The organism is Rhodococcoides fascians A44A, from assembly GCF_000760735.1.
In the GTDB taxonomy this organism is placed as follows: domain Bacteria; phylum Actinomycetota; class Actinomycetes; order Mycobacteriales; family Mycobacteriaceae; genus Rhodococcoides; species Rhodococcoides fascians_E.
Genome location: NZ_JMEX01000008.1, coordinates 338,684 through 361,123 on the forward strand (window position 1 = coordinate 338,684; position 22,440 = coordinate 361,123).

A 22,440-nucleotide genomic window follows, 5' to 3' on the forward strand; every position below is an offset into this window, starting at 1 on the left:
GCGTCAGCTTCCCTTCGCCGGCACGACCTGGAGGTACACCAGGGTGAGAATGAGGTTGGCGAAGAACAGCAGCAGGAAGGTGATGACCACCGTCTGGTTCACTGCCTCGCCGACGCCCTTGGGGCCGGGGTTGGGATTGAGTCCCTTGTAGGAGGCGATGATGCCTGCGATCAGCCCGAAGATCGCTGCTTTCAGTTCGGCCACATACAGATCCGGCAGCTGCGCGAGCGCCGAGAACGAGGCGAGGTAAGCGCCGGGGGTACCGCCCTGCAGCACGACGTTGAAGAAGTAGCCGCCCGCGATGCCGACGACGGACACCAATCCGTTCAAGAGCAGCGCGACGAGGATCATGGCGAGCACGCGCGGTACGACCAGACGATGAATCGGGTCGATTCCGAGTACTCGCATCGCATCGATCTCTTCACGAATGGTTCGCGAACCGAGGTCGGCGGTCACAGCCGACCCGGCAGCACCGGCGATCAGCAGCGCTGTCACGATCGGGCTTCCCTGCTGGATCACCGCCAGCACGCTCGCCGCGCCGGTGAACGACTCGGCGCCGAGCTGCTTGATCAGAGAACCCGTCTGCAGCGAGACGACCGCGCCGAACGGAATGGCGACGAGCGCCGTCGGCAGAATCGTGACGCTGGCGATGAACCAGGCCTGTTCGATGAACTCGCGAAACTGGAAGGGCCGCCGGAACGTGTTCCGAACGACGTCGACCAGTAGTTCTACGATGTTTCCGGCTTGCGCGAGTGCTGCGCCCGCCGGAGCAAGAGCGGACTTCTTCGATCCCCCCATGGTGCTTATTGTCCCCGCCCCTGCGCAGGACCGTGGCCCTGATCGCTACGTCCTGAAGTGTCATAGCCTGAATTGTCGTACCCGGATTGGTCGTAACCGGATTGGTCGTAGCCGGAGTTGTCGTACGCGGCGTTGTCGTAGCCGGCGTTGTCGTAACCGGTGTGGCCGTCGTTCTCGTACGTCTGGCTGCCCGCGTACGCGGGTGTCTGGCTGCCGGGGTCCGTGGTGTCGAGGCTTTCCTGAATGGCGACCTGAGCGCTCTGCGGAAGGGTGTGCATGATCTGACGCACCCGCTCCTGACGGCGACCGACTGCCTGCCGAACCGGCGTACCGGGAGTCGCTTTCATCTGCGGCACGATACCTTCCACGTCGTCGACACCACCAGCATGATGCCCGGCGTCGACGAGAGCTTGCTCGTGCGCCATCTGCGCCTCGTCCTTCTCCTCCGACATACCGATCGGCCCGATCATCGTGCCGTTCAGGAACTGCTTGACCACAGGTTCGTCGGAGGTCAGCAGCACCTCACGCGGACCGAACATGACCAACTGACGGCGGAACAGCATCCCGATGTTGTCCGGCACCGTCCGAGCCAGGTTGATGTTGTGCGACACGATCAGAATGGTCGCATCGATCTCGGCGTTGATGTCGATCAACGTCTGCGAAATGTAGGTCGTACGTACCGGATCCAACCCCGAGTCCGGCTCGTCGACCAGGATGATCTCCGGGTCCAACACCAACGCACGGGCCAAGCCGGCGCGCTTGCGCATACCTCCGGAGATCTCGCCGGGCAGCTTGTCCTCCGCGCCGATCAGGCCCGTCAGTTCGAGCTTCTCCATGACGATCTTGCGGATGTCGGACTCGGACTTCTTGGTGTGCTCACGCAGCGGGAACGCCACGTTGTCGTACAAGTTCATCGACCCGAACAGAGCACCGTCCTGGAACAGCACTCCGAACAGCTTGCGGATCTCGTACAGCTCCCGCGAACTGCACTGCAGAATGTCGGTCCCGTCGATGAAAATCTTGCCCTGCTCGGGGCGAAGGAGACCGATCAGCGACTTCAGGAACACCGACTTACCGGTTCCCGACGGTCCCAGCAATGCACTGACCTCGCCCGACGGCAACGTCAAAGTGACGTCCTGCCAAATCTTCTGGACACCGAAAGACTTGGTCAATCCCTCGACCGAAACCTCGACTCCCACGCTGACCTCCACAGTTCGTTCACATCGACCCGGATGTGGGTTGGGTCACTCTATCGCACACGAGTGTCCACACCGACACCGGAGCTTACTGCCCAGTAATAACTTCCCCGAGTCGGGCTGCGGTCCTTGCATCAGTGTGGCTCATCTCACCACGACACGCGTGCGACTCGCCCGATTTGTGATGAAACCCAACGGCACAGCGTTGTGAGAACGAACAGAACCGAGGCGAAGACATAGGTAACAGACCCGAACACGACACGACGAAGGGCCACCCCCGAGTGGGGATGGCCCTTCGTGTGTACGAGCTACGCCAGAATTACTTGACGGAGATCTTCGCGCCGGCTGCTTCCAGCTTCTCCTTGGCAGCCTCGGCTGCATCCTTGGCGACCTTCTCCAGGATTGCCTTCGGAGCGCTCTCGACGAGGTCCTTGGCTTCCTTCAGGCCGAGGCCGGAGACGACCTCACGGACGACCTTGATGACCTGGATCTTCTTGTCGCCGGCCGACTCGAGGACGACGTCGAACTCGTCCTGCTCCTCGGCAGCGTCAGCGCCACCGGCAGCCGGTGCGCCAGCAGCGGCGACGGCGACGGGAGCGGCTGCGGTGACCTCGAAGGTCTCCTCGAATGCCTTCACGAACTCGCTGAGCTCGAGGAGGGTGAGCTCCTTGAACTGGTCGAGCAATTCTTCGGTGCTGAGCTTCGCCATGGTGGCGGTCCTTCCTTTAGTACCGAGTCGCTGATCCGCGACACAGGTTGGTTGTGTAGCTGTCGCTGTGAGTGCGGATCAGCTTTCGGCGGGAGCTTCTGCTTCTGCCGGTGCCTCGGCTGCAGCAGCTGCGGGAGCTGCAGAACCTTCGGTGGCCTTCTTGTCTGCCAATGCCTGAGCCAGACGTGCAACCTGCGAAGCAGGTGCATTGAACAGTCCTGCAGCCTTCGACAGGTTGCCCTTCATGGCACCTGCGAGCTTTGCAAGCAAGATTTCGCGGGACTCGAGGTCCGCGATCTTGTTGATCTCGTCCACGGACAGCGTCGCGCCGTCCATGTAGCCGCCCTTGACGACCAAGGCCTTGTTGTCCTTCGCGAAGGCCTTGATGGCCTTCGCAGCGTCGACCGGCTCGCCCTTGATGAACGCAATGGCGGTCGGTCCGACGAACAACTCGTCCAGCCCGGTGATGCCGGCTTCGGCAGCAGCGCGCTTGACCAGGGTGTTCTTGGCGACGGAGTAGGTGGCACTGTCGCCGAGCGCACGCCGCAGCTGGGTCAATCCGGATACCGACAGGCCACGGTATTCCGTGACGACGGCAGCCGTCGAACCCTTGAACTGCTCGGTGATCTCGGAAACCGCTGAGACCTTTTCGGGCTTTGCCATACTTCGCCTCCTCTCGTGGAAGTTATGTCGATCGCGAGAGGTCCTGCAGAAACGACGAACGCCCCGGTGCAGGAGGCACACGGGGCGTAGACATGATGGCGGCGTGGAGTGATCCGAACCGTCGAACAGGTCCCTTACCTCGTTCTCCTGCGTGGGCCGTCCGAGTGTCTCGGACCTTCAACCGCAATCTCGTGAAAGAAATCCCCCGAGAAGGCGGTGACCAACGGTCTTGGGTAGAACTTGTTTGGGCGGATCCGAACCGAAATCCGATTCAGAGCCGTCGACCAGACTACAGCGCTGCGCCGCAAAGTCCAAAACGCGCTGCTGTGACGACGCACCGGCGACGCTGTCATCGTGAACAACAATCGGCGCACGCAGGACAAGACGGTACTCGGGGCTGTTGAATCGAGAACATGACGGCAGCGCAGCCACGCCCACTGCTCCTACCGGACTCCGCCGGATCGAGCCCGGAGCGGGACCCGAGCGGCGGCGACGCAGCTGCCGCCTGGCGCAGCCTCGTCGAATCACCACCGTTGTACCCGCGGATCGCACGCGCACGGAACGTCCCGGTCACTATGAGCGACGGGACGGTGCTACGCGCGGATGTCATGCGTCCGGCCGACGCGGCGGGTCGGGCCGTGGAGACCGCACTGCCCGCGGTCCTCAACATCACCCCGTACAACAAGCGGTTGATCACCGGCATCGACACACTCCTCGGGGCGCCAGTCCTGGGACGTGCCATTCGCGGTGCGTCGCGTCGATTCGACCTGAGCAACACCGCGTTCGACGGAATCACCGAGATCACGCGCATCGTCGACGGCGGTGCCGCCGATCTGCTGTCGGTCAACCGGCATCTGATTCGAAGCGGCTACGTCCAGGTCATCGTCGACGCACGTGGTACCGGCTCGTCGAACGGCACGTGGGACATCCTCGGGGATCGCGAGCAGCTCGATTCCGTCGAGATCATCGACTGGATCACCTCCCAGCCCTGGTGCAACGGCCGCGTCGGCATGACCGGTATCTCCTACTCCGCCATCAACGCACTGCAAGCAGCATCCAAGCGGCCCGACGGCCTGCACGCAGTGTTCGCCGTGGAGGGCTCCGTCGACATCGTTCGGGAGATCTTCGCGACGGGAGGTGCACCGTCACTGTTCATCCCGTTGTGGCTGACGGCGGTGAACGCGCTCAAATGGTTTCCGACGCTCCGCGGCGTCGACGCCCTGACGTGGCTTCGCGACCGAGCGGCATCCCCCGCGACCCACATGTTCGACCTTGCCAAAGGTTTCCTGACCGGTGGCGACACCCGGATCTACGACGACCCGTACTACGACAACATCGACGCGGACATCGAAGAGATCGACGTCCCCACGTTCGTGTACGGATGCTGGCACGACATCTTCGGTGGATCCGCACCCGACATCTACAACCGCCTGGCCCTCGAACGCGGCCGGAAACAACTCCTCGTCGGAGACGGCTACCACGGCAACCCCGGAATCGGCTTCGGCCGACCGGGTTTTCCGCCACGGCTGGACGTGCTGGAACGAGCATGGTTCGACCGCTGGCTACGCGACGAGGACAACGGTATCGAGCGATTCGGGCCCGTCACGCTCCGCAGCCAGGGCGGATCGTGGACGGCCCACGGCCGCTTCCCCGCACCCCACGCCGTACCGCAACGGCTGTACCTGTCCGCCGCCACGTCGGGAACGGCGCGGCACGCAGCAGCCGACGGCACACTCGGCGGCCGATCCGACGGCAGCAGTGGAACATTCACCGTCCGCCCCTCGCTTCGAGCCGTCGTCTCACGGGACACGACGCAGGTGCTCGCCGGAGTCACCGCCGTCCTCGGCGGTGGCTTCACCTACGACAATCGATTCGCCGAGGGCGCCGCGGTCAGTTTCACGACGATGCCGGCCTCGGTCGACACGGTGATCTCGGGACCGATGAATCTGCATCTGCGCGTCGTATGCCGTGCACGAGAAGCACTCTGGGCCATCATGGTGTGCGACGTCGCACCCGACGGCACGTCCACCGTCGTGACCAACGGGGCCCTGCTCGCATCGCGCCGAGCCGTCGACGACGAGAAGTCCTTGTTCGCCCCCAACGGTGACTACACCCGCCCGCACCACCCATTGACCGAAGCCTCGATGCTTCCGGTACCCGTCGGTGAACCGTTGACCCTCGACATCGACTTGCTCACCACCGAAGCCGCGATCTCCGTCGGACACCGCCTGAGAGTCGACGTATTCGCCGCCGACCCGCCCCGATTCATGCCCATCCTCCCCGACCTGCTTCGAACCCGAGCCCGCAGCCAGGACATCGTCATCGATCCCGAGAACCCCAGCTTCCTCGTCGTGCCCATGCTCGACGACCCAGGCTGGTGAAGGAGAACCAATGCAGACCCGCACCGGCTTCGCGCCGTCGAACGGTATCGAACTCGCCTACGAGGACATGGGCAACCCCGACGACCCGGTAGTCCTGATGATCATGGGGCTCAGTGCCCAGATGACGCTGTGGCCCAGGGAATTCTGCGAGCGAATCGTCGACCTGGGATTCCGGGTCATCCGATTCGACAACCGCGACATCGGACTGTCCACCAAGATGGACGGGCTCCGCATCGAAGGCTCCGCCTTGCTCCGGCTGATCCGCACGGGCCTCGGCGCGTCGAGCACCGTCCCGTACACCCTGAAGGACATGGCACTCGACACCAAAGGCCTACTCGACCACCTCGACATCGAACAGGTACACGTCGTCGGCGCATCCATGGGCGGAATGATCGCGCAGGTCTTCGCCGGGCTGTACCCGAATCGCGTACTCAGCACCGCGATCATCTTCTCCAGTACCAACGAGGCCTTCCTGCCGCCTCCCGACCCGCGCGCACTCCTCCCCCTCATGAAAGGCCCTGGCCCGGGTGCCACCCGCGAACAGATCGTCGCCCACTCCGCCAACACCCGACGAATCATCGGCAGCCCCGCGTACCCCACGCCCATGGAAGAACTCCTCGTCACCGCAGGCGAAATGTACGACCGCAACTACAACCCCGCCGGCGCACTCCGCCAGATGGCCGCAGTGACCGGAACAGGCAGTCTCCGCCGGATCGCCGCGCAGATCGCCGCACCCACCGTCGTCGTCCACGGCCGCGCCGACCGACTCATGCGCCCCTCCGGTGGCAAAGCCGTCGCCCGAGCAGTCCCCGGATCCTCACTCCACCTCATCGGCGGAATGGGCCACGACCTCCCCCGTCCACTGTGGGACGAAATCCTCGGCGAACTGTCGTCCAACTTCGCGCGAGCCTGATCGGTTCCCGCGAGACGCACGAAATACGAAAGAGGGCCGACCCCCGGTGGGGTCGGCCCTCTTTCGGTACTACTGCTTACGCTTCTGCGTCGTCCTCGAGGAGGTTACGCGTGCGGTTCGGGTCCACGGGGATTCCCGGTCCGGTCGTCGTCGAGACGGTGATCTTCTTGACGTAGCGGCCCTTGGCGGAGGACGGCTTCGCACGGAGGATCTCGTCGAGTGCCGCACCGTAGTTCTCCACCAGCTTGGCGTTGTCGAACGATGCCTTGCCGATGACGAAGTGCAGGTTGGCCTGCTTGTCGACGCGGAAGTTGATCTTTCCGCCCTTGATGTCGTTGACGGCCTTGGTCACGTCGTTGGTGACGGTGCCCGTCTTCGGGTTCGGCATGAGGCCACGCGGTCCGAGGACGCGGGCGATGCGGCCGACCTTGGCCATCTGGTCCGGGGTGGCGATCGCGGCGTCGAAGTCCAGGAAACCGCCCTGGATGCGCTCGATCAGATCCTCTGCGCCGACGACGTCGGCTCCTGCTGCCTCTGCTTCTGCAGCCTTCTCACCAGCGGCGAAAACGATGACCCGAGCGGTCTTGCCGGTGCCGTGGGGAAGGTTGACGGTGCCGCGCACCATCTGGTCGGCCTTACGAGGGTCGACGCCGAGACGAACGGCGACCTCGACGGTCGCGTCGAACTTGCTCGACGCGGTGTCCTTGGCCAACTGTGCTGCCTGAAGCGGCGAGTACAGGTTGTCTGCATTCACCTTTGCGGCCTGCTCGAGGTAGGCCTTGCTGCGCTTTGCCATTTCTTACTGTCCAATCATGAGTTCAGTGTGGTTGACAGGCCTGGCAGGCCCTCCCACGTGACGCTTCGTGTGTGACGAGGCCTAGGTCAGCCTTCGACCGTGATGCCCATCGAACGAGCAGTACCGGCGATGATCTTCGCGGCCTGGTCGATGTCGTTGGCGTTGAGGTCTTCTGCCTTGGTCTTGGCGATTTCGCGCACCTGGTCCATGGTCACCTTGGCGACCTTGGTCTTGTGCGGCTCGCCCGAACCCTTGGCGACGCCTGCAGCCTTGAGCAGCAGCTTGGCGGCGGGAGGAGTCTTGAGCTTGAAGTCGAACGTACGGTCTTCGTAGACCGAGATCTCGACCGGCACGACGTTTCCGCGCTGCGACTCGGTCGCTGCGTTGTACGCCTTGCAGAACTCCATGATGTTGACGCCGTGCTGACCCAGCGCGGGGCCGACGGGAGGAGCAGGGTTGGCCTGTCCTGCCTGGATCTGAAGCTTGATGATCCCGGCTAGCTTCTTCTTCTTCGGGGGCATTTCTTTTTCCTTGTATTCGCTCGGGTTTCTTGCGGTAACTACTGCAAGTTCTGTGTGGGCTCGCCCACGCGGCGCCGACTAGATCTTGGCGACCTGCGTGAAGCCCAGTTCGACCGGAGTCTCACGGCCGAAGATGGATACCAGCACCTTGAGCTTCTGCTGCTCGGCGTTGACTTCGCTGATGCTGGCCGGGAGTGTCGCGAACGGGCCGTCCATGACGGTGACGGACTCGCCGACCTCGAAGTCGACCTCGATGGCCGGCTTCGACGTGGTCTCGGTGGTAGCGCCCTCGGCTGCAGCAGCCGAGGCCTTCGCGTCCTTCTTCTGCCCGTCCTGCGGCATGAGGAACTTGACGACCTCGTTGATGGTCAGCGGCGACGGACGCGACGTGGCGCCGACGAATCCGGTGACACCGGGGGTGTTGCGCACCGCGCCCCACGACTCGTCGTTGAGTTCCATCCGGACCAGGATGTAGCCGGGCAGAACCTTGCGGTTGACCTGCTTGCGCTGGCCGTTCTTGATCTCGGTGACCTCTTCGATCGGGACCTCGACCTGGAAGATGTAGTCGCCGACGTCGAGGTTCTGCACACGAGTCTCGAGGTTGGTCTTGACCTTGTTCTCGTAGCCTGCGTACGAGTGGATGACGTACCAGTCACCGGGTGCGCGTCGGAGAGCTGCCTTGAACTCGGCGACCGGATCCTCGACCTCGGCGGGCTCGGCCTCTGCCGTCTCGTCGGCTACCGCGTCGTCACCGGCGGCAGCGGCGACGTCGGCAGCGATGGCCTCGTCGGTCTCGCGGTCCAGAGCGGCCTGCTCCGCTTCGAGGCCCTGTTTGGTCGCCTCGACATCGGCGTCGAATGCGGCCACTTCGGTGGCGTCGTTGTGCGGCGTGCTCACAGCAGGCACCCTTTCTGTCGTTTCATGCATGTCGTACTACTCATCGGACTCGGCCAGCGGATCGGTGTCAACCGAACAGCCACTCGACGCCTTGCGTGAATGCCAGGTCCAGACCGCTGATGTACGCGACCATGAACGCCACGAACACGAGCACGACGCTGGTGTAGGTGACCATTTGCTTGCGGTTCGGCCAGATGACCTTGCGCAGCTCTGCGACGACCTCGCGCAGGAACTGGATCAGACGCTTGAAGATGTTCGGGCGCTTCGCCTCGCGGGACTTCGGCGTGCGGGTGGCAACGGATGCCTTGCCTGCCGGCGCGGTGGACTTGCCGTCCGACGACTTGGAGATCGACACGGGCTCGGACGCAGCGCCTGCGGTCCGTGAACGTCGCGCAGTGCGCTTGCCGGAAGGCTTGGCGACAGCGGCGGAGGAAGTGTCGTTCTGGGATACAGAGGCATCCGGCGTCGACGAATCGGGCGTTGACGAATCCCCGGACTCGTCTTCGCGCTTGCCGCGCTCCTCGCTCACCCGTCGTTCCTCTCAGTAGCTGACACCGTCGCTCTCCTCACCGGAAATGCGGTGAGGGAGCCACATGGGCAGGGGCGACAGGACTTGAACCTGCAACCTACGGTTTTGGAGACCGTTGCTCTACCAATTGAGCTACGCCCCTTCGGTCCAACCCGATTGGAGTCGGACCGTTCTGGAGTCACACACAACGTACGCGCTACCTCACACCCTCGAAAGAGAGTCTTGGCAGCGCGCAGCGCTGAACAACCCCAGAAATCTCAGTGTACTGCACAGGCTATGGAAGTTTGAAATCAGGCAGGTCAGGCCAGACGGACGGTTGCCGTCGCCCTACCGAAGATCTTCTTGCCCTCGGACTTCGCTGTGATCGCGATGACCGCGGACTTGGATTCGGGGTCGACCGACTTCACCTTGCCGGTGTACTCGACCGACGCGGCCGAATCCGCGGGCACGTACACGGAGCTGGTGAAGCGGACGTTGTACTCGGTGACCGCACCCGGGTCGCCGAGCCACGACGTCACGAATCCAGCGCCGAGACCCATCGTCAACATGCCGTGGGCGATGACGTTGTCCAATCCCGCGAGCTTGACGACCTCGTCGCTCCAGTGGATCGGATTGGGATCACCGGACACGCCGGCGTAGTTGACCAGATCTCCGCGGGTCAGCTTGACCACGCGCTCGGGCAGCTCGTCGCCGACCGCCACATCCGCAAAACTACGAAGCGCCATGCATGATCACTTCCTTGACTGCGTGGGCGATGTTCTCGTCGACTTCGCCGCCGGTTCGGGCGACCAGCGTCGTCCAGGTCGTCTGGACCAGCTCGCCGTTCTGATCGGTCACGATGTTCTTGGTGGTGATGATGTCACTGCCGCTCATCTGGCGGAACGATTCGAGGTAGACCTCGCAGGACAACTCGTCACCGACCTGAATGGCCTTGTGGAATTGCAGCCTCTGATCGGTCTGCAGAATCTGACTCGGGTCGTACCCGGTGATGAATTCCTTGAACATCCGCGACTGCGCGATGATGCCGACCAACGAGATGAACGTCAGCGGGGCAAGCAGGCCGTCGTATCCGAGGCCTTTGGCTGCATCCTCGTCGTGGTGGGCGGGGTGCCAGTCCTGGACGGCACGGGCGTACTCACGCACCTTCTCACGACCGACCTCGTAGGCGTGGTCCACCTTGTAGTGGTGGCCCACCATCGCCGCCGCATGCAGAGCTGGATCTTGCACCAGCTCTGGGTCCTGCACTGACTCGGTCACGCTGAAAGAACCTTTTCTACCCAGGACGCAGATGCGGTTAGGGCACGAAAAGTAAGCCTAACGCGTGGCGTCGACTCCGAACGAGAACCAGCAGCCGATGAGGCTCGCGACTAGCGAGACTCGCGGTGCGCGCGATGCGTGCCGCAGTTCGAGCAGAACTTCTTCAGCTCGAGGCGGTCGGGATCGTTGCGGCGGTTCTTCTTCGTGATGTAGTTACGGTGCTTGCAAACCTCGCAGGCCAAGGTGATCTTGGGCCGCACATCGGTGGAGGAGGCCACTGGATGCCTACTTTCGGGTAAATCTGATCCGGTTAATCAGGACTGTGCATTCTTCTTGTGTAGCGGTGACCGGACTTGAACCGGCGACGCAACGATTATGAGTCGTTTGCTCTACCAACTGAGCTACACCGCCTCAGGTGCTCACCCCTACACCATCTCACTAACAAGGGTGTGGACGCGAACCATCCAATCCAGCGAGCCCCCTAACGGAATCGAACCGTTGACCTTTTCCTTACCATGGAAACGCTCTACCGACTGAGCTAAGGGGGCGTTCGCTTCTCTGCGCGGCAAGCCGTGCGTCGAAGCCTTCAAGAGGTTACACAGTCCGAGCGTCGAGTACCAAATTGCGTGCTCGCCGCGCCTTCTGCGGATCCTCTTACAGTAGAAACCCCAGCGAGAATTTCTCTCGCCGGGGCATCTGTGTGGCAGATGTAGGATTCGAACCTACGTAGGCATAAGCCGACGGATTTACAGTCCGCTCCCATTGGCCGCTCGGGCAATCTGCCGGGTGCTCGACGAGAACTTTCGCTCTCTTCGACGCGGAGAGAAGAATACAACGAACGTCCCCCGGAAACGCAAACCGGGTGGATAGCGCGGGTGCGAACGAGCTAACGTCGTCAGGACGAGCCTCACGGATCGGCTCACAGAAGCCGATCGAAACCGATTCGAGTACAGGAGTTGCACGTGGCTGATTCTTCCTTCGACGTAGTGAGCAAGGTCGACCGTCAAGAGGTCGACAACGCTCTGGGACAGGCTGCGAAGGAGCTCGCGACGCGGTTCGACTTCCGCGGTTCCGGCACCGTGATCGAGTGGTCGGGCAGCGGCGACAACGAGGTGATCGTGATCACCTCCGAGAGCGAAGAGAAGGTGAAAGCCGCCCTCGACGTCTTCAAGGAAAAACTGATTCGCCGCGATGTGTCGCTGAAAGCGTTCGAGACCAACGAGCCGGCAGCGTCGGGCAAGGTCTACAAGGTGACCGGGAAGCTCGTTCAGGGCATCTCGAGCGAGAACGCGAAGAAGCTGACCAAGAAGATCCGCGACGACGGCCCCAAGGGCGTCAAGGCGCAGATCCAGGGCGACGAGCTACGCATCAGCAGCAAGAAGCGGGACGACCTGCAGGCTGTGCAGCAGCTGCTCAAGTCCGAGGACTTCGGCCTCGCGCTTCAGTTCGTCAACTACCGCTAGCTCTACTCTCCCCTGGCCATTCGTTCGAGGCGGTCGATGCGGTCCGCCATCGGCGGGTGCGTGGAGAACAGTTTGCCGACCTTGTCTCCGGCCCGGAACGGGCTGGCGATCATCAGGTGGGACTCGGCGGCGAGGCGCGGTTCAGGCGGCAGCGGTGCCGCCTGAACGCCTCGCTCCAGTTTGCGCAGCGCCGACGCCAGAGCAAGCGGATCGCCCGTCAGCTCGGCTCCCGACCGGTCCGCCTGATACTCGCGAGAACGCGACACCGCCAGCTTGACGACGGTGGCCGCGATGGGCCCCAGCAGCGAGACGAGCAGCAGTGCAAAGGGATTGGCGCCGCCGTTGCCGCGGCCGCCGAACATGGATGCGAACATCGCGAAGTTCGCGAGCCCGGAGATCACCGCGGCCATCGCGCCCGCCACCGACGAGATCAGAATGTCGCGGTTGTAGACGTGCGACAGTTCGTGGCCGAGAACGGCCCGCAACTCACGCTCGTCCAGGATCTGAAGAATGCCGGTGGTGCAGCACACCGCAGCGTTGCGCGGATTGCGGCCGGTGGCGAACGCATTCGGGTTGTTCGTCGGGCTGATGTACAGCGCGGGCATCGGCTGGTGCGCCGTCGTCGCCAACTCGCGCACGATGCGAAACATCGCCGGCTGTTCCACCTCGGTGACCGGCTGGGCGTGCATCGCTCGCAGTGCGAGCTTCGCGCTGTTGAAATAGGCGTAGCCGTTCATCCCGACGGCAAGCGCGATCGATACGAACAAGATCGTCGGACTGTTGAACAACGCCCCCACGAAGACGATGAGCGCGGACATACCGACCAACAGGCCGAACGTCTTTGCGTTGTTCGCGAAACCCATTGCAGCGCCTCTTCCCGAAGTTCTCTCGTTACCCACGGGAAGAACGATCAGCGCACCCCACGAAGTTCCCCATGGGTAGCGCGCCGGAGACGAGCGGGATCTAGCCGACCCGCTCGACGGTGTAGTCCACCAGTCGACCCAGCGCATCGTTGGCTGCACCCTGCGGGAGCTTCTCGAGCTCGGCGTGTGCTTTCGCGGCGAACTCTCCGAGTGTCTCCTTGGCCCGAACCATTCCCGGTGAGCGCCCCAACAGTTCGAGCGCCTCGGTGACCGACGCATCGTCGGTCACGGGGCCGTCGAGCAGTACCCGCAATCGATCGCCGTCGGCGCCGTCCTCCCGAAGCGCGAACAGAACAGGCAGTGTGTGCACACCTTCACGAAGGTCGGTGCCCGGCGTCTTGCCCGATTGCTCCGTCGCCGACGAGATGTCGATGATGTCGTCGGAGATCTGGAACGCCGTACCGACAGCGTCGCCGAGACGTTCCAGCGACGCGACGTGATCAGCGTCTCCGCCGGAGAACGTACCGCCGAAACGTCCACACGCCGCGATCAACGAACCGGTCTTCTCCCAGACGACGCGGAGATAGTGTGCGACGGGATCCTCGTCCTTCTTGACGCCGATGGTCTCGCGCATCTGGCCGGTGACCAACTCCGCGAACGTCTCGGCGATGATGCGGACGGCCTCGGGACCGAGCGTCGACACCAACCGCGACGCATGGGCGAACAGGTAGTCGCCGGCGAGAATGGCGATGCTGTTGCCCCAGCGCGAGTTCGCCGACTCGGCGCCGCGCCGCATCGTCGCCTCGTCCATCACGTCGTCGTGGTACAGCGTCGCCAGGTGCACCAGTTCGACGACGGTCGCTGCGGTGACGATCGACTCGTCCGTCGGGTTGGGTCCGAGCTGAGCCGTCAGCACGGTGAACAGCGGACGGAATCGCTTACCGCCCGCTTTCGCCAAGTGCAGCGCGGCCTCGGTGAGAAAATCCTCGCCGTCGGACAATTCGGCGATCATCAGCTTCTCGACGCGTTCCAGCCCCGCGGCGACGGTGTCTGCAAGCTGCGGATCGACGAGGTCGACCCCGGCAACGACCGTCGATCCGGCCGCGTCGAAAGTGCTCACGATTGTTCGTCCTGTCCTCGTCGGGGGCGTCGTTTCGTCTCTACCGTAGTGAACCTGGCGCGGGCGAGCGCCGGAAGGTGCCACACACCACGCGAGAGGGGGCCGAAACCCCGCGGGAGCAGGCCCGTCGGCGCCACTGCTTTACTGGACGGGTGAGCGCTGTGCGAAGCACCGACGTCCTCGTCATCGGCGCGGGCCCTGCCGGGTCGTCCGCCGCGGCGTGGGCCGCAAGAGCAGGCCGGGATGTCGTCCTCGCGGACGCGGCGACCTTTCCGCGTGACAAGACGTGCGGCGACGGACTGACACCGCGCGCGATCGCCGAGCTGAATCGTCTGGGACTCGGCGACTGGGTTCGCGGACGAGCGGAGAATCGCGGCCTGCGGCTGTCCGGTTTCGGTCAGGAACTTCAGCTGGAATGGCCGGGCGGGTCCTTGCCGACGGTCGGGAGCGCAGTCCCGCGAACCGAACTCGACGACCGAATCCGTGTTGCGGCGGTCGATTCCGGTGCCACGATGATCGAGGGCGCGAAGGCCGTCGACGCAACCGGAGACGGCGCGAAAGTCACCTCGGTGACGTTCGCGAACGGTGAGGAGATCCGCTGCGAGAAGCTGATCGTCGCCGACGGTGTGCGTTCCACACTCGGTAAGAAACTCGGTCGACAGTGGCATCGCGACACCACGTTCGGGGTCGCTGCCCGCGCGTACATCGACTCCGACAGGTCGGACGATCCGTGGATCAGTTCCCACCTGGAACTGCGTGACGCCGCGGGCACCGTACAGCCCGGCTACGGCTGGATCTTCCCGCTCGGCACCGGTCAGGTGAACATCGGCGTCGGTACATTGGCGACAGCCAAGCGCCCCGGCCCCGGAGCGTTGCGGCCACTGCTGGATCTGTACACCTCGCAGCGTCGACAGGACTGGTCGTTGACGGGTGACCTTCGCGCAGTGGCGTCGGCTCTGCTTCCCATGGGCGGCGCGGTCTCGAACGTGGCCGGAGTCAACTGGGCGATCATCGGCGACGCCGCCGCGTGCGTGAACCCGCTCAACGGCGAAGGAATCGACTACAGCCTCGAAGGCGGCCGGTTCGTCGCCGACATGCTGAGCGAGAACGACCTCACACTGGCATGGCCGACGCTGCTGCGTGAGCACTACGGACAGGCCTTCTCCATCGCCCGACGCCTCGCCGGGCTCCTGACCGTCCCTCGCTTCCTGCCCGCGACGGGACCGATCGGTATGCGCTCGCGTGCGTTGATGACCGTCGCGGTGCGCGTCATGGGAAACCTGGTGACGGAGGCAGATTCGGACCTCGTCGCCAGGGCATGGAGAGCGTCGGGCACCGCGTCACTGAAGGTCGACAGCCGGCCGCCCTTCACCTGACGATCAGCGCACGGCGCGGTGCAGCGCGACGATTCCGCCGGTGAGATTGCGCCACTGCACTCCGGACCAGCCCGACTCGGCGATGGTGGTGGCCAACTGCTCCTGCGTCGGCCAGGCGCGGATCGATTCCGCCAGGTATACGTAGGCGTCCGGATTCGACGAGACGGCCCGCGCCACGGCAGGGAGCATCTTCATCAGATATTCCATGTACACCGTGCGGAACGGGGTGAACGTCGGCGTCGAGAATTCACAGATCACGAGGCGACCGCCGGGCTTGGTGACACGCGCGATTTCCTTCAGACCCGCCTGAAAGTCGGAGACGTTCCGCAGCCCGAAGGAGATGGTCGCGGCGTCGAAACTGGCATCGGCGTACGGCAGGTGCATGGCGTCGCCGGCCACCATCGGCACCGGCCGGGCAGCGCCGGCCTGCAGCATCCCCTTCGAGAAATCGGTTGCGACGCACCACGCGCCGCTACGCGCCAGTTCGACCGTGGAGACCCCGGTTCCAGCCGCGAGGTCCAGGACCTTCTCCCCCGGCTTCAGGTTCAACGCAGCGCGGGTCAGCTTCCGCCAACTGCGATCCTGACCGAACGACAGAACGGTGTTGGTGATGTCGTACCGACGGGCGACGCCGTCGAACATCGAGGCGACCTCGTGCGGTTCCTTCTCGAGGGTGGCACGTGAACTTGTAGGCACACGATCGAGTTTAGCCGCCGCCGGGATCAGGCCGTTCTCAGCGACCGCTCGCGCTGCCACCCGAGGACGTCGCCGTAGTGGCCGAGCAACTCGTCGCAGATCGCGGGCCAGGTGCGGTGCAGCACCGACGTGCGCGCGGCCTCACCGAACCGGGCACGCATGACAGGCGAGGCCAATGCCGCCACGGCGCTCGGCAGCAACTCGCAGAATCTGTCGACGGGCAACAGGTAGCCGTTGCGGCAGTGCGCCACCAGGTCGCGTGGGCCTCCGGCGTCGGGACCGATCACCGGGACCCCGCTGGCGAGTGCTTCCTGGACGGCTTGGCAGAACGTCTCGTGCTCGCCGGGGTGAACGAAGACGTCGAAGCTTGCGTACGCCTGCGCCAACTCGTCGCCGCCGAGCTGGCCGGTGAAGATCGCCGTCGGCATCAGCTTCTCGAGAGCGCCCCTGTCCGGACCGTCGCCGACGATCACCACCTGCACGTCGTCGGGCAGCGCGGCGAGTCGTTCGACGTGCTTCTCCGGCGCGAGCCGCCCGACGAACCCGACGATCAGCCTGCCGTCGGGCGACCACTGCGTACGCAGCGCCTCCCGGCGCGACGACGGCGCGAAACGGACGGCGTCGACACCTCGGGCCCAACGGTGGACCCGCGGAACACCGTGCAGTTCGAGTGCCTCGACGGCCGAGCTCGACGGGGCCAACGTCCGTGCCGCTCCGCGGTGAACTCGACGTGTCCACCGCCACGCCGCACGGGATGTCAGACCGAGGCCGTAGCTTTCGGCGAACCCTGCGACGTCGGTCTGGTAGACCGCCACCGCGGGCACACCGAGGCGGCCGGCCGCTGCGAGTCCGCCCGCACCGAGCAGGAACGGAGACGCGAGATGAACGACGTCCGGAGCGAATTCACGGATCGTCGCCGTCAGGCCCGGGCCGGGCACGCCGACAGGAAGCGAGCTGATCCTGGGGACCATGACGGCCGGTACTCGATGGACCGGTACGCGATCGTGCTCGATCGAGGCTCGCGGTTTGCCCGCTGGATTGTCCGGAGCGACGACCATGGCGTCGTGGCCGGTGCGCTGGAGATGTTCGAGAACTCGAAGCACCGAATTCGTGACGCCGTTCATGTTGGGTAGGAACGATTCCGCAACGATGGCTACTCGCACGATCCTCAGTGTGGAGTCGCACTCGGACCATCCGGCAGCGCCGACGTTACGAGCGGGCGAAGTTCGCGCTAATGCTGCGCGGCGTCACGCAAGAGTCCCGGCGCGAGACGACGATGGATCCGCGAGAGCCGTCGTCCACCGCCTGACCCACGATCGCCCATGGTGCGATGAATTGCCCGATGCTTTTTTCGATTGCTGCACTCCCGTCGATGCGCGGAGTATCGGGCAATGCGTCCCGCTCGGCCGATCAGGAAGCCGACGTCTCCCGCCGCCGGAGAAGGAACAACACTCCACCCGCGACGATCCAGGTCCCGCCGATGACCGAGCCGGCGGGAACGAGCGCGACGCTTGCGTCACGGCCGGCCACGCGGACGAGATCGGGATCCTCGCGCGCGTACTCCACGTCGATGCGTTGTCCTGCAATGAGATTGGTTGGGTACAGCACACCCAGTTGGGGATTGTGGGTGACACCGTCCGGGGTCACGAAGCTGACTGCGGAACGCAACTTTCCCGCCGACAGCACTTCCGCCGTCGCGCGTCCCTCGTCCGAGGTGATGGTGCGATCGTTCTGCCACGCCGCGACCACCAACAGGAACGCCAGAACGGAAATCCCGGTAGCGACGATCAGGACGGAGATCCGCGCTCGATGCGTGACTTTCGGGGTGCTCACGCCGATAAACGTTACTGTGCGCCCACCGGCTCGCCTCTTTAGGTAGCGTCTGCTGGCATGTCTCGCGACTTCGAGTTCACGATCGTCTCCGAGTACCCTCCCGCCGACGTCCACGAAGCACTGACCAGTGAAGATCAGTGGCTGGCACGGTTCGAGAAGGCCAAGAAGACCGACGGATACGAAATGATCCGCCACGAGGACGGCGCCTTCACCGTCGACATCTCCGAGGAGGTCGGCACGTCCGAGCTGCCGGGGTTCGTCAAGAAGGTCATCAAGGGCAAGTTGCTGATCACCCGCACCGACCATTGGGGGCCACTCGACGGCGATGCAGCCGACGGCACCCTCGCGGGCGGCTCGTCGTCGTTGCCTGCGAAGGTCGAGGGCACGTTGGCGCTTCGACCCGACGGTGACGGGTCGATCCTGACGGTGCGCGGCCGCTCAACCGTCAAGATCCCTCTGATCGGCGGCAAGATCGAGTCGCTCATCAACGACATGATCAAGGACATGGTCGACCAGGAAACCCGCGAGACCGTCGAGTGGGCCGAAGCGAGAGACACCGACTGACCGAACTCCTACAGCCGAGCGCGAATCCCGGCGTGCAGTTCACGTAGGCCGGAGCGTTCGGTCGTCACTTCGAGTACCCGGATGCCGGCAGGAGTGGAGCCTGCGGAACGACCATGGGGAGCAGGAGTGGAGCCGGCGAGAGCGTCGGCCAGTTCGGTCACGTCGACGCGGGAGTGCGGAATTCGGTAGGCCGCGCAGAGGGCAGCGAGATCCATGCCGTGCGGGGTTCCGAAGACACGCTCGAATGCACCGGCGTACTGCGGATCGCCCTGTTCGAGCAGTTCGAAGATGCCGCCGCCGTCGTCATTGGCGACGACGATCGTCAAGTCCTCCGGCCTCGGCTCACCGGTACCGATGAGCAGGCCCGACGCGTCGTGCAGGAACGTCAGGTCACCGAGCAACGCGATGGTGCGTCCGGGGCTCGTCAGTGCCGCACCGACCGCCGTCGACACGGTGCCGTCGATTCCGGCGACGCCACGGTTGGACCGGACCCGGACTCCCGGCGTCGGATACGCCACGAGTGCGGCGTCGCGCACCGGGTTGGATGCTCCGAGCAGCAGTTGGTCACCGTCCCGCAACGAGGACATGACCGTTGCGGCGACGTGGAGGCCGGTGGGTTTCGGGTGCGCCGCCAGCTGGTCCCGCACGGCGATGTCGGCGCGCGCGGACAGTTCGCCGCAGCGTGCGAGCCATCCCTCGCTCGGGCTTCCCGTCACCACAGCCCGCGTTCCGGTGGCCAGAACGTTGCCGGAGACGTCGGGCCACCGCGGACCCGTCGTGATCGCGAAGACGTCGACATCGGGGTTGGCGAGGAGGGCGGAGACCGGGCGATGAAGCGTCGGGCGGCCGGTGATGATCGCCTGCTTCGGCCGCAGTTGTGCCAGCGCGAGCGGATGCAGCGGCAGCCCGTGCAGCGGAGCTGTGGGTTCGGCGACGGTCGGCAATCCCGCCAACTCCGGCCGCAGGGCAGCGCCGTGCCCGGAGACGACGACGGTGTCGATCGACAGATCGATGTCGACGGGTACGTCGAGCGTCGCCTGCTGGGTCGTCGTCCAGGCGGACCCGTCCACACGGCCCGCGGGTGCGGCGGTGGCGTCGGCGAGATCGGGCACGAGGGGCTCGCGCAGTGGGATGTCGAAGTGGACGGGGCCGGCGTTTCCCGACCTGGTTCCGCGGGACGCGGCAAGGACACGGCACACGGCGCTGCGCCACTGACTGTTCTGCGAATCGGTCTCGGCGAGCCCGAGGCTGATGGTCGCGCGCACCTGACTGCCGAACAGCCCGAGTTGTTCGACGGTCTGGTTGGCGCCGGTCCCGAGCATTTCGTACGGGCGGTTCGCGCTGAGCACGATCAGCGGTAGGCGGGCGTAGTTGGCTTCGAGTACCGCGGGGCCGAGGTTGGCGACGGCGGTGCCCGACGTCATCACCACCGGTACCGGGGCACCGCTGCCGAGAATCAGGCCGATCGCGAGGAACCCTGCAGTCCGTTCGTCGATGCGCATGTGCAAGCGAAGCCGTCCGTCGGCGTCGGCTTGCTGCAGAGCGAACGCGAGCGGCGCGTTCCGCGAGCCCGGGCAGAGCACGACGTCTCGAACACCACCGCGGACGAGTTCGTCGACGACAGCTGTGGCCTGAGCACTGGACGGGTTCACCACTTCAGATTGTCAGATTCTCGCGTCGGCGCCCTAGTCGGCCCGCATGTGTCCTGTTTGACACCATGGAGCAGTGAGAACTGTCTTCGATCCGTCCGAGATGCCGCCCGGCGGCTTCTATCCCCTGCTCACAGCGTCCGTGGTGCCGCGTCCGATCGCCTGGGTCTCCACGGTGTCCGCCGACGGTGTGGCCAATCTCGCGCCGTACAGCTTCTTCTCGGTGTCCTCGTCCAACCCGCCCGTCGTGCAGTTCACGTCCGTGGGCCGCAAGGACAGCCTGCGGAACATCGAGGCGACGGGCGAGTTCGTGATCAACGTGGCCACCGACGCGATGGTGGAGCAGATCAACGCGTCCTCGGCCGGCTACGAGCACGGCGTCAGCGAGCTCGAGGAGCTCGGTATCGCGAGCGAACACAGCGAGAAGGTGGCCCCGCCCCGCGTCGCGGACTCACCCATCGCGATCGAGGCGACGCTGCACCGAATCGTCGAGGTCGGGGACTCCTTCGTCGTCATGGGCCGCGTCGTCGCCCTCGCCGTCCGGACCGATGCCCTCGCCGACGACGGGCTGCCGTCGTTCGCCGCCGTCGCCCCGGCCAGTCGACTCGGCCGCAACGAATGGGGTCTTCCTCCCGAGGTTCGTCTGCTCGATCGACCCGGGCGTCCCGCGACCACGGACTGAGGCACAGGTCATACAGTTCTAGTCATGCCCGATGCTCGAAAAGGTCATGCAGTGCTTCCCGAGATCGGCGAGATGGGTCGTCAGGCCTACGCCTCGCTCCGATCACGGCCTACGCCACGTGCCGAACGCTACGAACTCGGCAGGCAGTTGCGTGACAAGGTCTCCCGCGAGTCGATGGGCGACTGGACTCCGCCGGCGGATCGCTACGACCCGATCCGCCAGATCGAGTTCTCCCACGACGGTCGAATCGACTGGCTGATCCCGGTGCGGGCCGAACGGATGGTGGAGTCGCCGTACGGGTTCCTGCGCGGCACCGCCATCGTCATGGCCCGAGACGTGGCGCTGCTGCCGTCGACCGGCATCAATCCGGTGATCAGCGGAGACTCACATCTCGGCAACTTCGGTTTCTACGCATCTCCCGAGCGTGATCTGGTGATCGACCTCAACGATTTCGACGAGGCGCACCCCGGCGGCTGGGAATGGGATCTCCGACGCCTCGTCGCGAGCATCTGGGTGGCGGGCCGCCAGAACGGGCGCACCGAGGCCCAGTGCGAGGAAGCCGTCGCGGCATGTGTGCGGGCGTACCGTGTCGAGGTGTCACGCCTGGCCGACGAGCCGCTGATGTCGCGGTCGTTCCAGCGGCTCACTGCGGAGAAACTGCAGGCCGACGCCACCGAGGGTTCGCTGCGCAAGGAGATCAAGCGGGCCACGAAGAAGGCTCGCCGGCGCACCAGCGACCGCGTCCTTCCCCGGTTCACCGAGGAACACGAGGGCACCCGCAGGCTGGTCGAGGAGCCCCCGATCACCACCCGCATCTCGGCCCGCGACGAGGATCTCCTGGCCGAGGGGCTGGACGAGTATCTGACGACGCTCTCCCCGCACTGGCGTCGGGTGCTCGGTGGGTACACGCTCATCGACGTCGCGCATCGAGTCGTCGGCGTCGGAAGCGTCGGGCTGCGGGCGTACGTGGCGCTGCTCGAGGGATCGAGCCCGGACGACGTGGTGTTCCTGCAGCTCAAGCAGGCGAGGCGTTCGGTGTTGGCGCCGTACGTGCACGGCAAGGATGCGTGGCACGCGCATCAGGGGCAGCGGGTGGTGGAGTACCAGCAGGATCTGCAGACGGTGAGCGATCCGCTGCTGGGGTGGACGACCATCGACGGCAGGCAGTACTACGTGCGGCAGTTCCGGAACATGAAGGGCACGATCGACCTGGGTTCGATCGATGCTCCGGCCCTCGTGGACTACGCGGGAGTGGTCGGTCGGCTGCTGGCCAAGGGCCATGCGCGTACCAGTGGTGCGTCGATGATCGCCGGTTACGTGGGCACGTCCGACACGCTCGATGTCGCTCTGTGCAGGTTCGCCCGGCTGTACGCCGATCAGACCGAGGCCGATCACGCGTTGCTCGTCGACGCCGTTCGCCGGGGCCGCTTCGCGTTGTGAGTGGAACTGTTGTGAGCGGAACTGTTGTGAGCGGAACTGTAGGCCCTGGCCTAGTGGGAGCGGAGCCTGCGGAGTGACCCGCCGGTTCCGCTCC

The 22,440-nt window shown here is 64.8% G+C and carries 24 protein-coding genes and 4 tRNA genes; 7 read left to right on the forward strand and 21 right to left on the reverse strand.

The features are described from left to right. Window positions 1–3: 3 nt before the first annotated feature. The 4 genes from BH95_RS13740 to rplJ form a co-directional block, all read right to left on the reverse strand. Window positions 4–798 carry an MlaE family ABC transporter permease gene (locus tag BH95_RS13740; RefSeq protein WP_019666424.1) on the reverse strand — a complete coding sequence of 265 codons (795 nt, stop codon included), beginning with the start codon at window positions 796–798 and terminating at the stop codon, window positions 4–6. 5 nt (window positions 799–803) lie between these two features. Then, window positions 804–1,997: an ABC transporter ATP-binding protein gene (locus tag BH95_RS13745; protein ID WP_230594279.1), complete on the reverse strand. Its 1,194-nt coding sequence runs from the start codon at window positions 1,995–1,997 to the stop codon at window positions 804–806. A gap of 316 nt (window positions 1,998–2,313) precedes the next feature. Further along, the gene (rplL, locus tag BH95_RS13750) at window positions 2,314–2,703 is read right to left on the reverse strand and encodes a 50S ribosomal protein L7/L12 (RefSeq protein WP_019666426.1); all 390 of its coding nucleotides are present in this window, start codon (window positions 2,701–2,703) and stop codon (window positions 2,314–2,316) included. A gap of 78 nt (window positions 2,704–2,781) precedes the next feature. After that, on the reverse strand, window positions 2,782–3,366 hold the full coding sequence (gene rplJ, locus BH95_RS13755; protein WP_019666427.1) for a 50S ribosomal protein L10: 585 nt from the start codon (window positions 3,364–3,366) through the stop codon (window positions 2,782–2,784). Window positions 3,367–3,779: 413 nt separating this feature from the next. Between rplJ and BH95_RS13760 the strand changes: the two genes are divergently transcribed. After that, window positions 3,780–5,747 carry a CocE/NonD family hydrolase gene (locus BH95_RS13760; protein WP_037144887.1) on the forward strand — a complete coding sequence of 656 codons (1,968 nt, stop codon included), beginning with the start codon at window positions 3,780–3,782 and terminating at the stop codon, window positions 5,745–5,747. Between the two features lie 10 nt (window positions 5,748–5,757). Then, on the forward strand, window positions 5,758–6,660 hold the full coding sequence (locus BH95_RS13765; protein ID WP_037163708.1) for an alpha/beta fold hydrolase: 903 nt from the start codon (window positions 5,758–5,760) through the stop codon (window positions 6,658–6,660). A gap of 76 nt (window positions 6,661–6,736) precedes the next feature. On the opposite strand, the gene rplA is transcribed toward BH95_RS13765, so the two are convergent. The 11 genes from rplA to BH95_RS13820 form a co-directional block, all read right to left on the reverse strand. Beyond that, window positions 6,737–7,456: a 50S ribosomal protein L1 gene (gene rplA, locus BH95_RS13770; RefSeq protein WP_019666430.1), complete on the reverse strand. Its 720-nt coding sequence runs from the start codon at window positions 7,454–7,456 to the stop codon at window positions 6,737–6,739. Window positions 7,457–7,542: 86 nt separating this feature from the next. Then, entirely contained in the window at window positions 7,543–7,977 is a 435-nt protein-coding gene (gene rplK / locus BH95_RS13775; RefSeq protein ID WP_019666431.1) for a 50S ribosomal protein L11, read from the reverse strand. Window positions 7,978–8,055: 78 nt separating this feature from the next. Continuing rightward, window positions 8,056–8,874, reverse strand: coding sequence for a transcription termination/antitermination protein NusG (gene nusG / locus BH95_RS13780; RefSeq protein ID WP_037144885.1), 819 nt, complete (start codon window positions 8,872–8,874; stop codon window positions 8,056–8,058). 67 nt (window positions 8,875–8,941) lie between these two features. Further along, the gene (gene secE / locus BH95_RS13785; RefSeq protein WP_019666433.1) at window positions 8,942–9,403 is read right to left on the reverse strand and encodes a preprotein translocase subunit SecE; all 462 of its coding nucleotides are present in this window, start codon (window positions 9,401–9,403) and stop codon (window positions 8,942–8,944) included. A 69-nt stretch (window positions 9,404–9,472) separates the two neighbouring features. After that, window positions 9,473–9,545, reverse strand: a tRNA-Trp gene (locus BH95_RS13790). 157 nt (window positions 9,546–9,702) lie between these two features. Beyond that, window positions 9,703–10,128, reverse strand: coding sequence for a (3R)-hydroxyacyl-ACP dehydratase subunit HadB (gene hadB, locus BH95_RS13795; RefSeq protein ID WP_026348024.1), 426 nt, complete (start codon window positions 10,126–10,128; stop codon window positions 9,703–9,705). Further along, entirely contained in the window at window positions 10,115–10,600 is a 486-nt protein-coding gene (gene hadA, locus BH95_RS13800) for a (3R)-hydroxyacyl-ACP dehydratase subunit HadA (RefSeq protein WP_196248810.1), read from the reverse strand. Before hadA ends, hadB begins: the two co-directional genes overlap by 14 nt. A gap of 170 nt (window positions 10,601–10,770) precedes the next feature. After that, entirely contained in the window at window positions 10,771–10,938 is a 168-nt protein-coding gene (rpmG, locus tag BH95_RS13805; protein ID WP_019666436.1) for a 50S ribosomal protein L33, read from the reverse strand. A gap of 60 nt (window positions 10,939–10,998) precedes the next feature. Further along, window positions 10,999–11,071 (reverse strand) — tRNA-Met (locus BH95_RS13810). 64 nt (window positions 11,072–11,135) lie between these two features. Continuing rightward, window positions 11,136–11,208: transfer RNA gene (locus tag BH95_RS13815), tRNA-Thr, on the reverse strand. Between the two features lie 153 nt (window positions 11,209–11,361). Next, window positions 11,362–11,444, reverse strand: a tRNA-Tyr gene (locus BH95_RS13820). Window positions 11,445–11,622: 178 nt separating this feature from the next. On the opposite strand from BH95_RS13820, the gene BH95_RS13825 reads away from it, so the two are divergent. Further along, window positions 11,623–12,123: a YajQ family cyclic di-GMP-binding protein gene (locus tag BH95_RS13825; protein WP_019666437.1), complete on the forward strand. Its 501-nt coding sequence runs from the start codon at window positions 11,623–11,625 to the stop codon at window positions 12,121–12,123. A 2-nt stretch (window positions 12,124–12,125) separates the two neighbouring features. On the opposite strand, the gene htpX is transcribed toward BH95_RS13825, so the two are convergent. Continuing rightward, window positions 12,126–12,986 carry a zinc metalloprotease HtpX gene (htpX, locus tag BH95_RS13830; protein WP_019666438.1) on the reverse strand — a complete coding sequence of 287 codons (861 nt, stop codon included), beginning with the start codon at window positions 12,984–12,986 and terminating at the stop codon, window positions 12,126–12,128. A 100-nt stretch (window positions 12,987–13,086) separates the two neighbouring features. Beyond that, complete coding sequence (locus tag BH95_RS13835) at window positions 13,087–14,106, reverse strand: polyprenyl synthetase family protein (RefSeq protein ID WP_019666439.1); 1,020 nt, start codon at window positions 14,104–14,106, stop codon at window positions 13,087–13,089. 77 nt (window positions 14,107–14,183) lie between these two features. On the opposite strand from BH95_RS13835, the gene BH95_RS13840 reads away from it, so the two are divergent. Continuing rightward, window positions 14,184–15,482: a geranylgeranyl reductase family protein gene (locus tag BH95_RS13840; RefSeq protein WP_141215427.1), complete on the forward strand. Its 1,299-nt coding sequence runs from the start codon at window positions 14,184–14,186 to the stop codon at window positions 15,480–15,482. Window positions 15,483–15,485: 3 nt separating this feature from the next. Here the strand turns inward: BH95_RS13840 and BH95_RS13845 are convergent, their stop codons facing one another. From BH95_RS13845 to BH95_RS13855, 3 genes are all read right to left on the reverse strand, one after another. Next, the gene (locus BH95_RS13845) at window positions 15,486–16,178 is read right to left on the reverse strand and encodes a demethylmenaquinone methyltransferase (protein ID WP_026348028.1); all 693 of its coding nucleotides are present in this window, start codon (window positions 16,176–16,178) and stop codon (window positions 15,486–15,488) included. Between the two features lie 26 nt (window positions 16,179–16,204). Further along, window positions 16,205–17,341, reverse strand: coding sequence for a glycosyltransferase family 4 protein (locus BH95_RS13850; RefSeq protein ID WP_026348029.1), 1,137 nt, complete (start codon window positions 17,339–17,341; stop codon window positions 16,205–16,207). A gap of 247 nt (window positions 17,342–17,588) precedes the next feature. Then, window positions 17,589–18,011, reverse strand: coding sequence for a DUF3592 domain-containing protein (locus BH95_RS13855; protein WP_019666443.1), 423 nt, complete (start codon window positions 18,009–18,011; stop codon window positions 17,589–17,591). A 57-nt stretch (window positions 18,012–18,068) separates the two neighbouring features. Here BH95_RS13855 and BH95_RS13860 point away from each other — a divergent pair, with 57 nt between their 5' ends. Continuing rightward, window positions 18,069–18,575, forward strand: coding sequence for a DUF2505 domain-containing protein (locus BH95_RS13860; protein WP_019666444.1), 507 nt, complete (start codon window positions 18,069–18,071; stop codon window positions 18,573–18,575). A gap of 8 nt (window positions 18,576–18,583) precedes the next feature. Here BH95_RS13860 and menD read toward each other — a convergent pair whose 3' ends face one another. After that, entirely contained in the window at window positions 18,584–20,227 is a 1,644-nt protein-coding gene (menD, locus tag BH95_RS13865; protein ID WP_037185137.1) for a 2-succinyl-5-enolpyruvyl-6-hydroxy-3-cyclohexene-1-carboxylic-acid synthase, read from the reverse strand. A gap of 73 nt (window positions 20,228–20,300) precedes the next feature. On the opposite strand from menD, the gene BH95_RS13870 reads away from it, so the two are divergent. Beyond that, window positions 20,301–20,906 carry a flavin reductase family protein gene (locus tag BH95_RS13870; RefSeq protein ID WP_020112493.1) on the forward strand — a complete coding sequence of 202 codons (606 nt, stop codon included), beginning with the start codon at window positions 20,301–20,303 and terminating at the stop codon, window positions 20,904–20,906. A 24-nt stretch (window positions 20,907–20,930) separates the two neighbouring features. Then, window positions 20,931–22,346, forward strand: coding sequence for a DUF2252 domain-containing protein (locus BH95_RS13875; RefSeq protein WP_051104947.1), 1,416 nt, complete (start codon window positions 20,931–20,933; stop codon window positions 22,344–22,346). Window positions 22,347–22,440 lie beyond the last annotated feature (94 nt).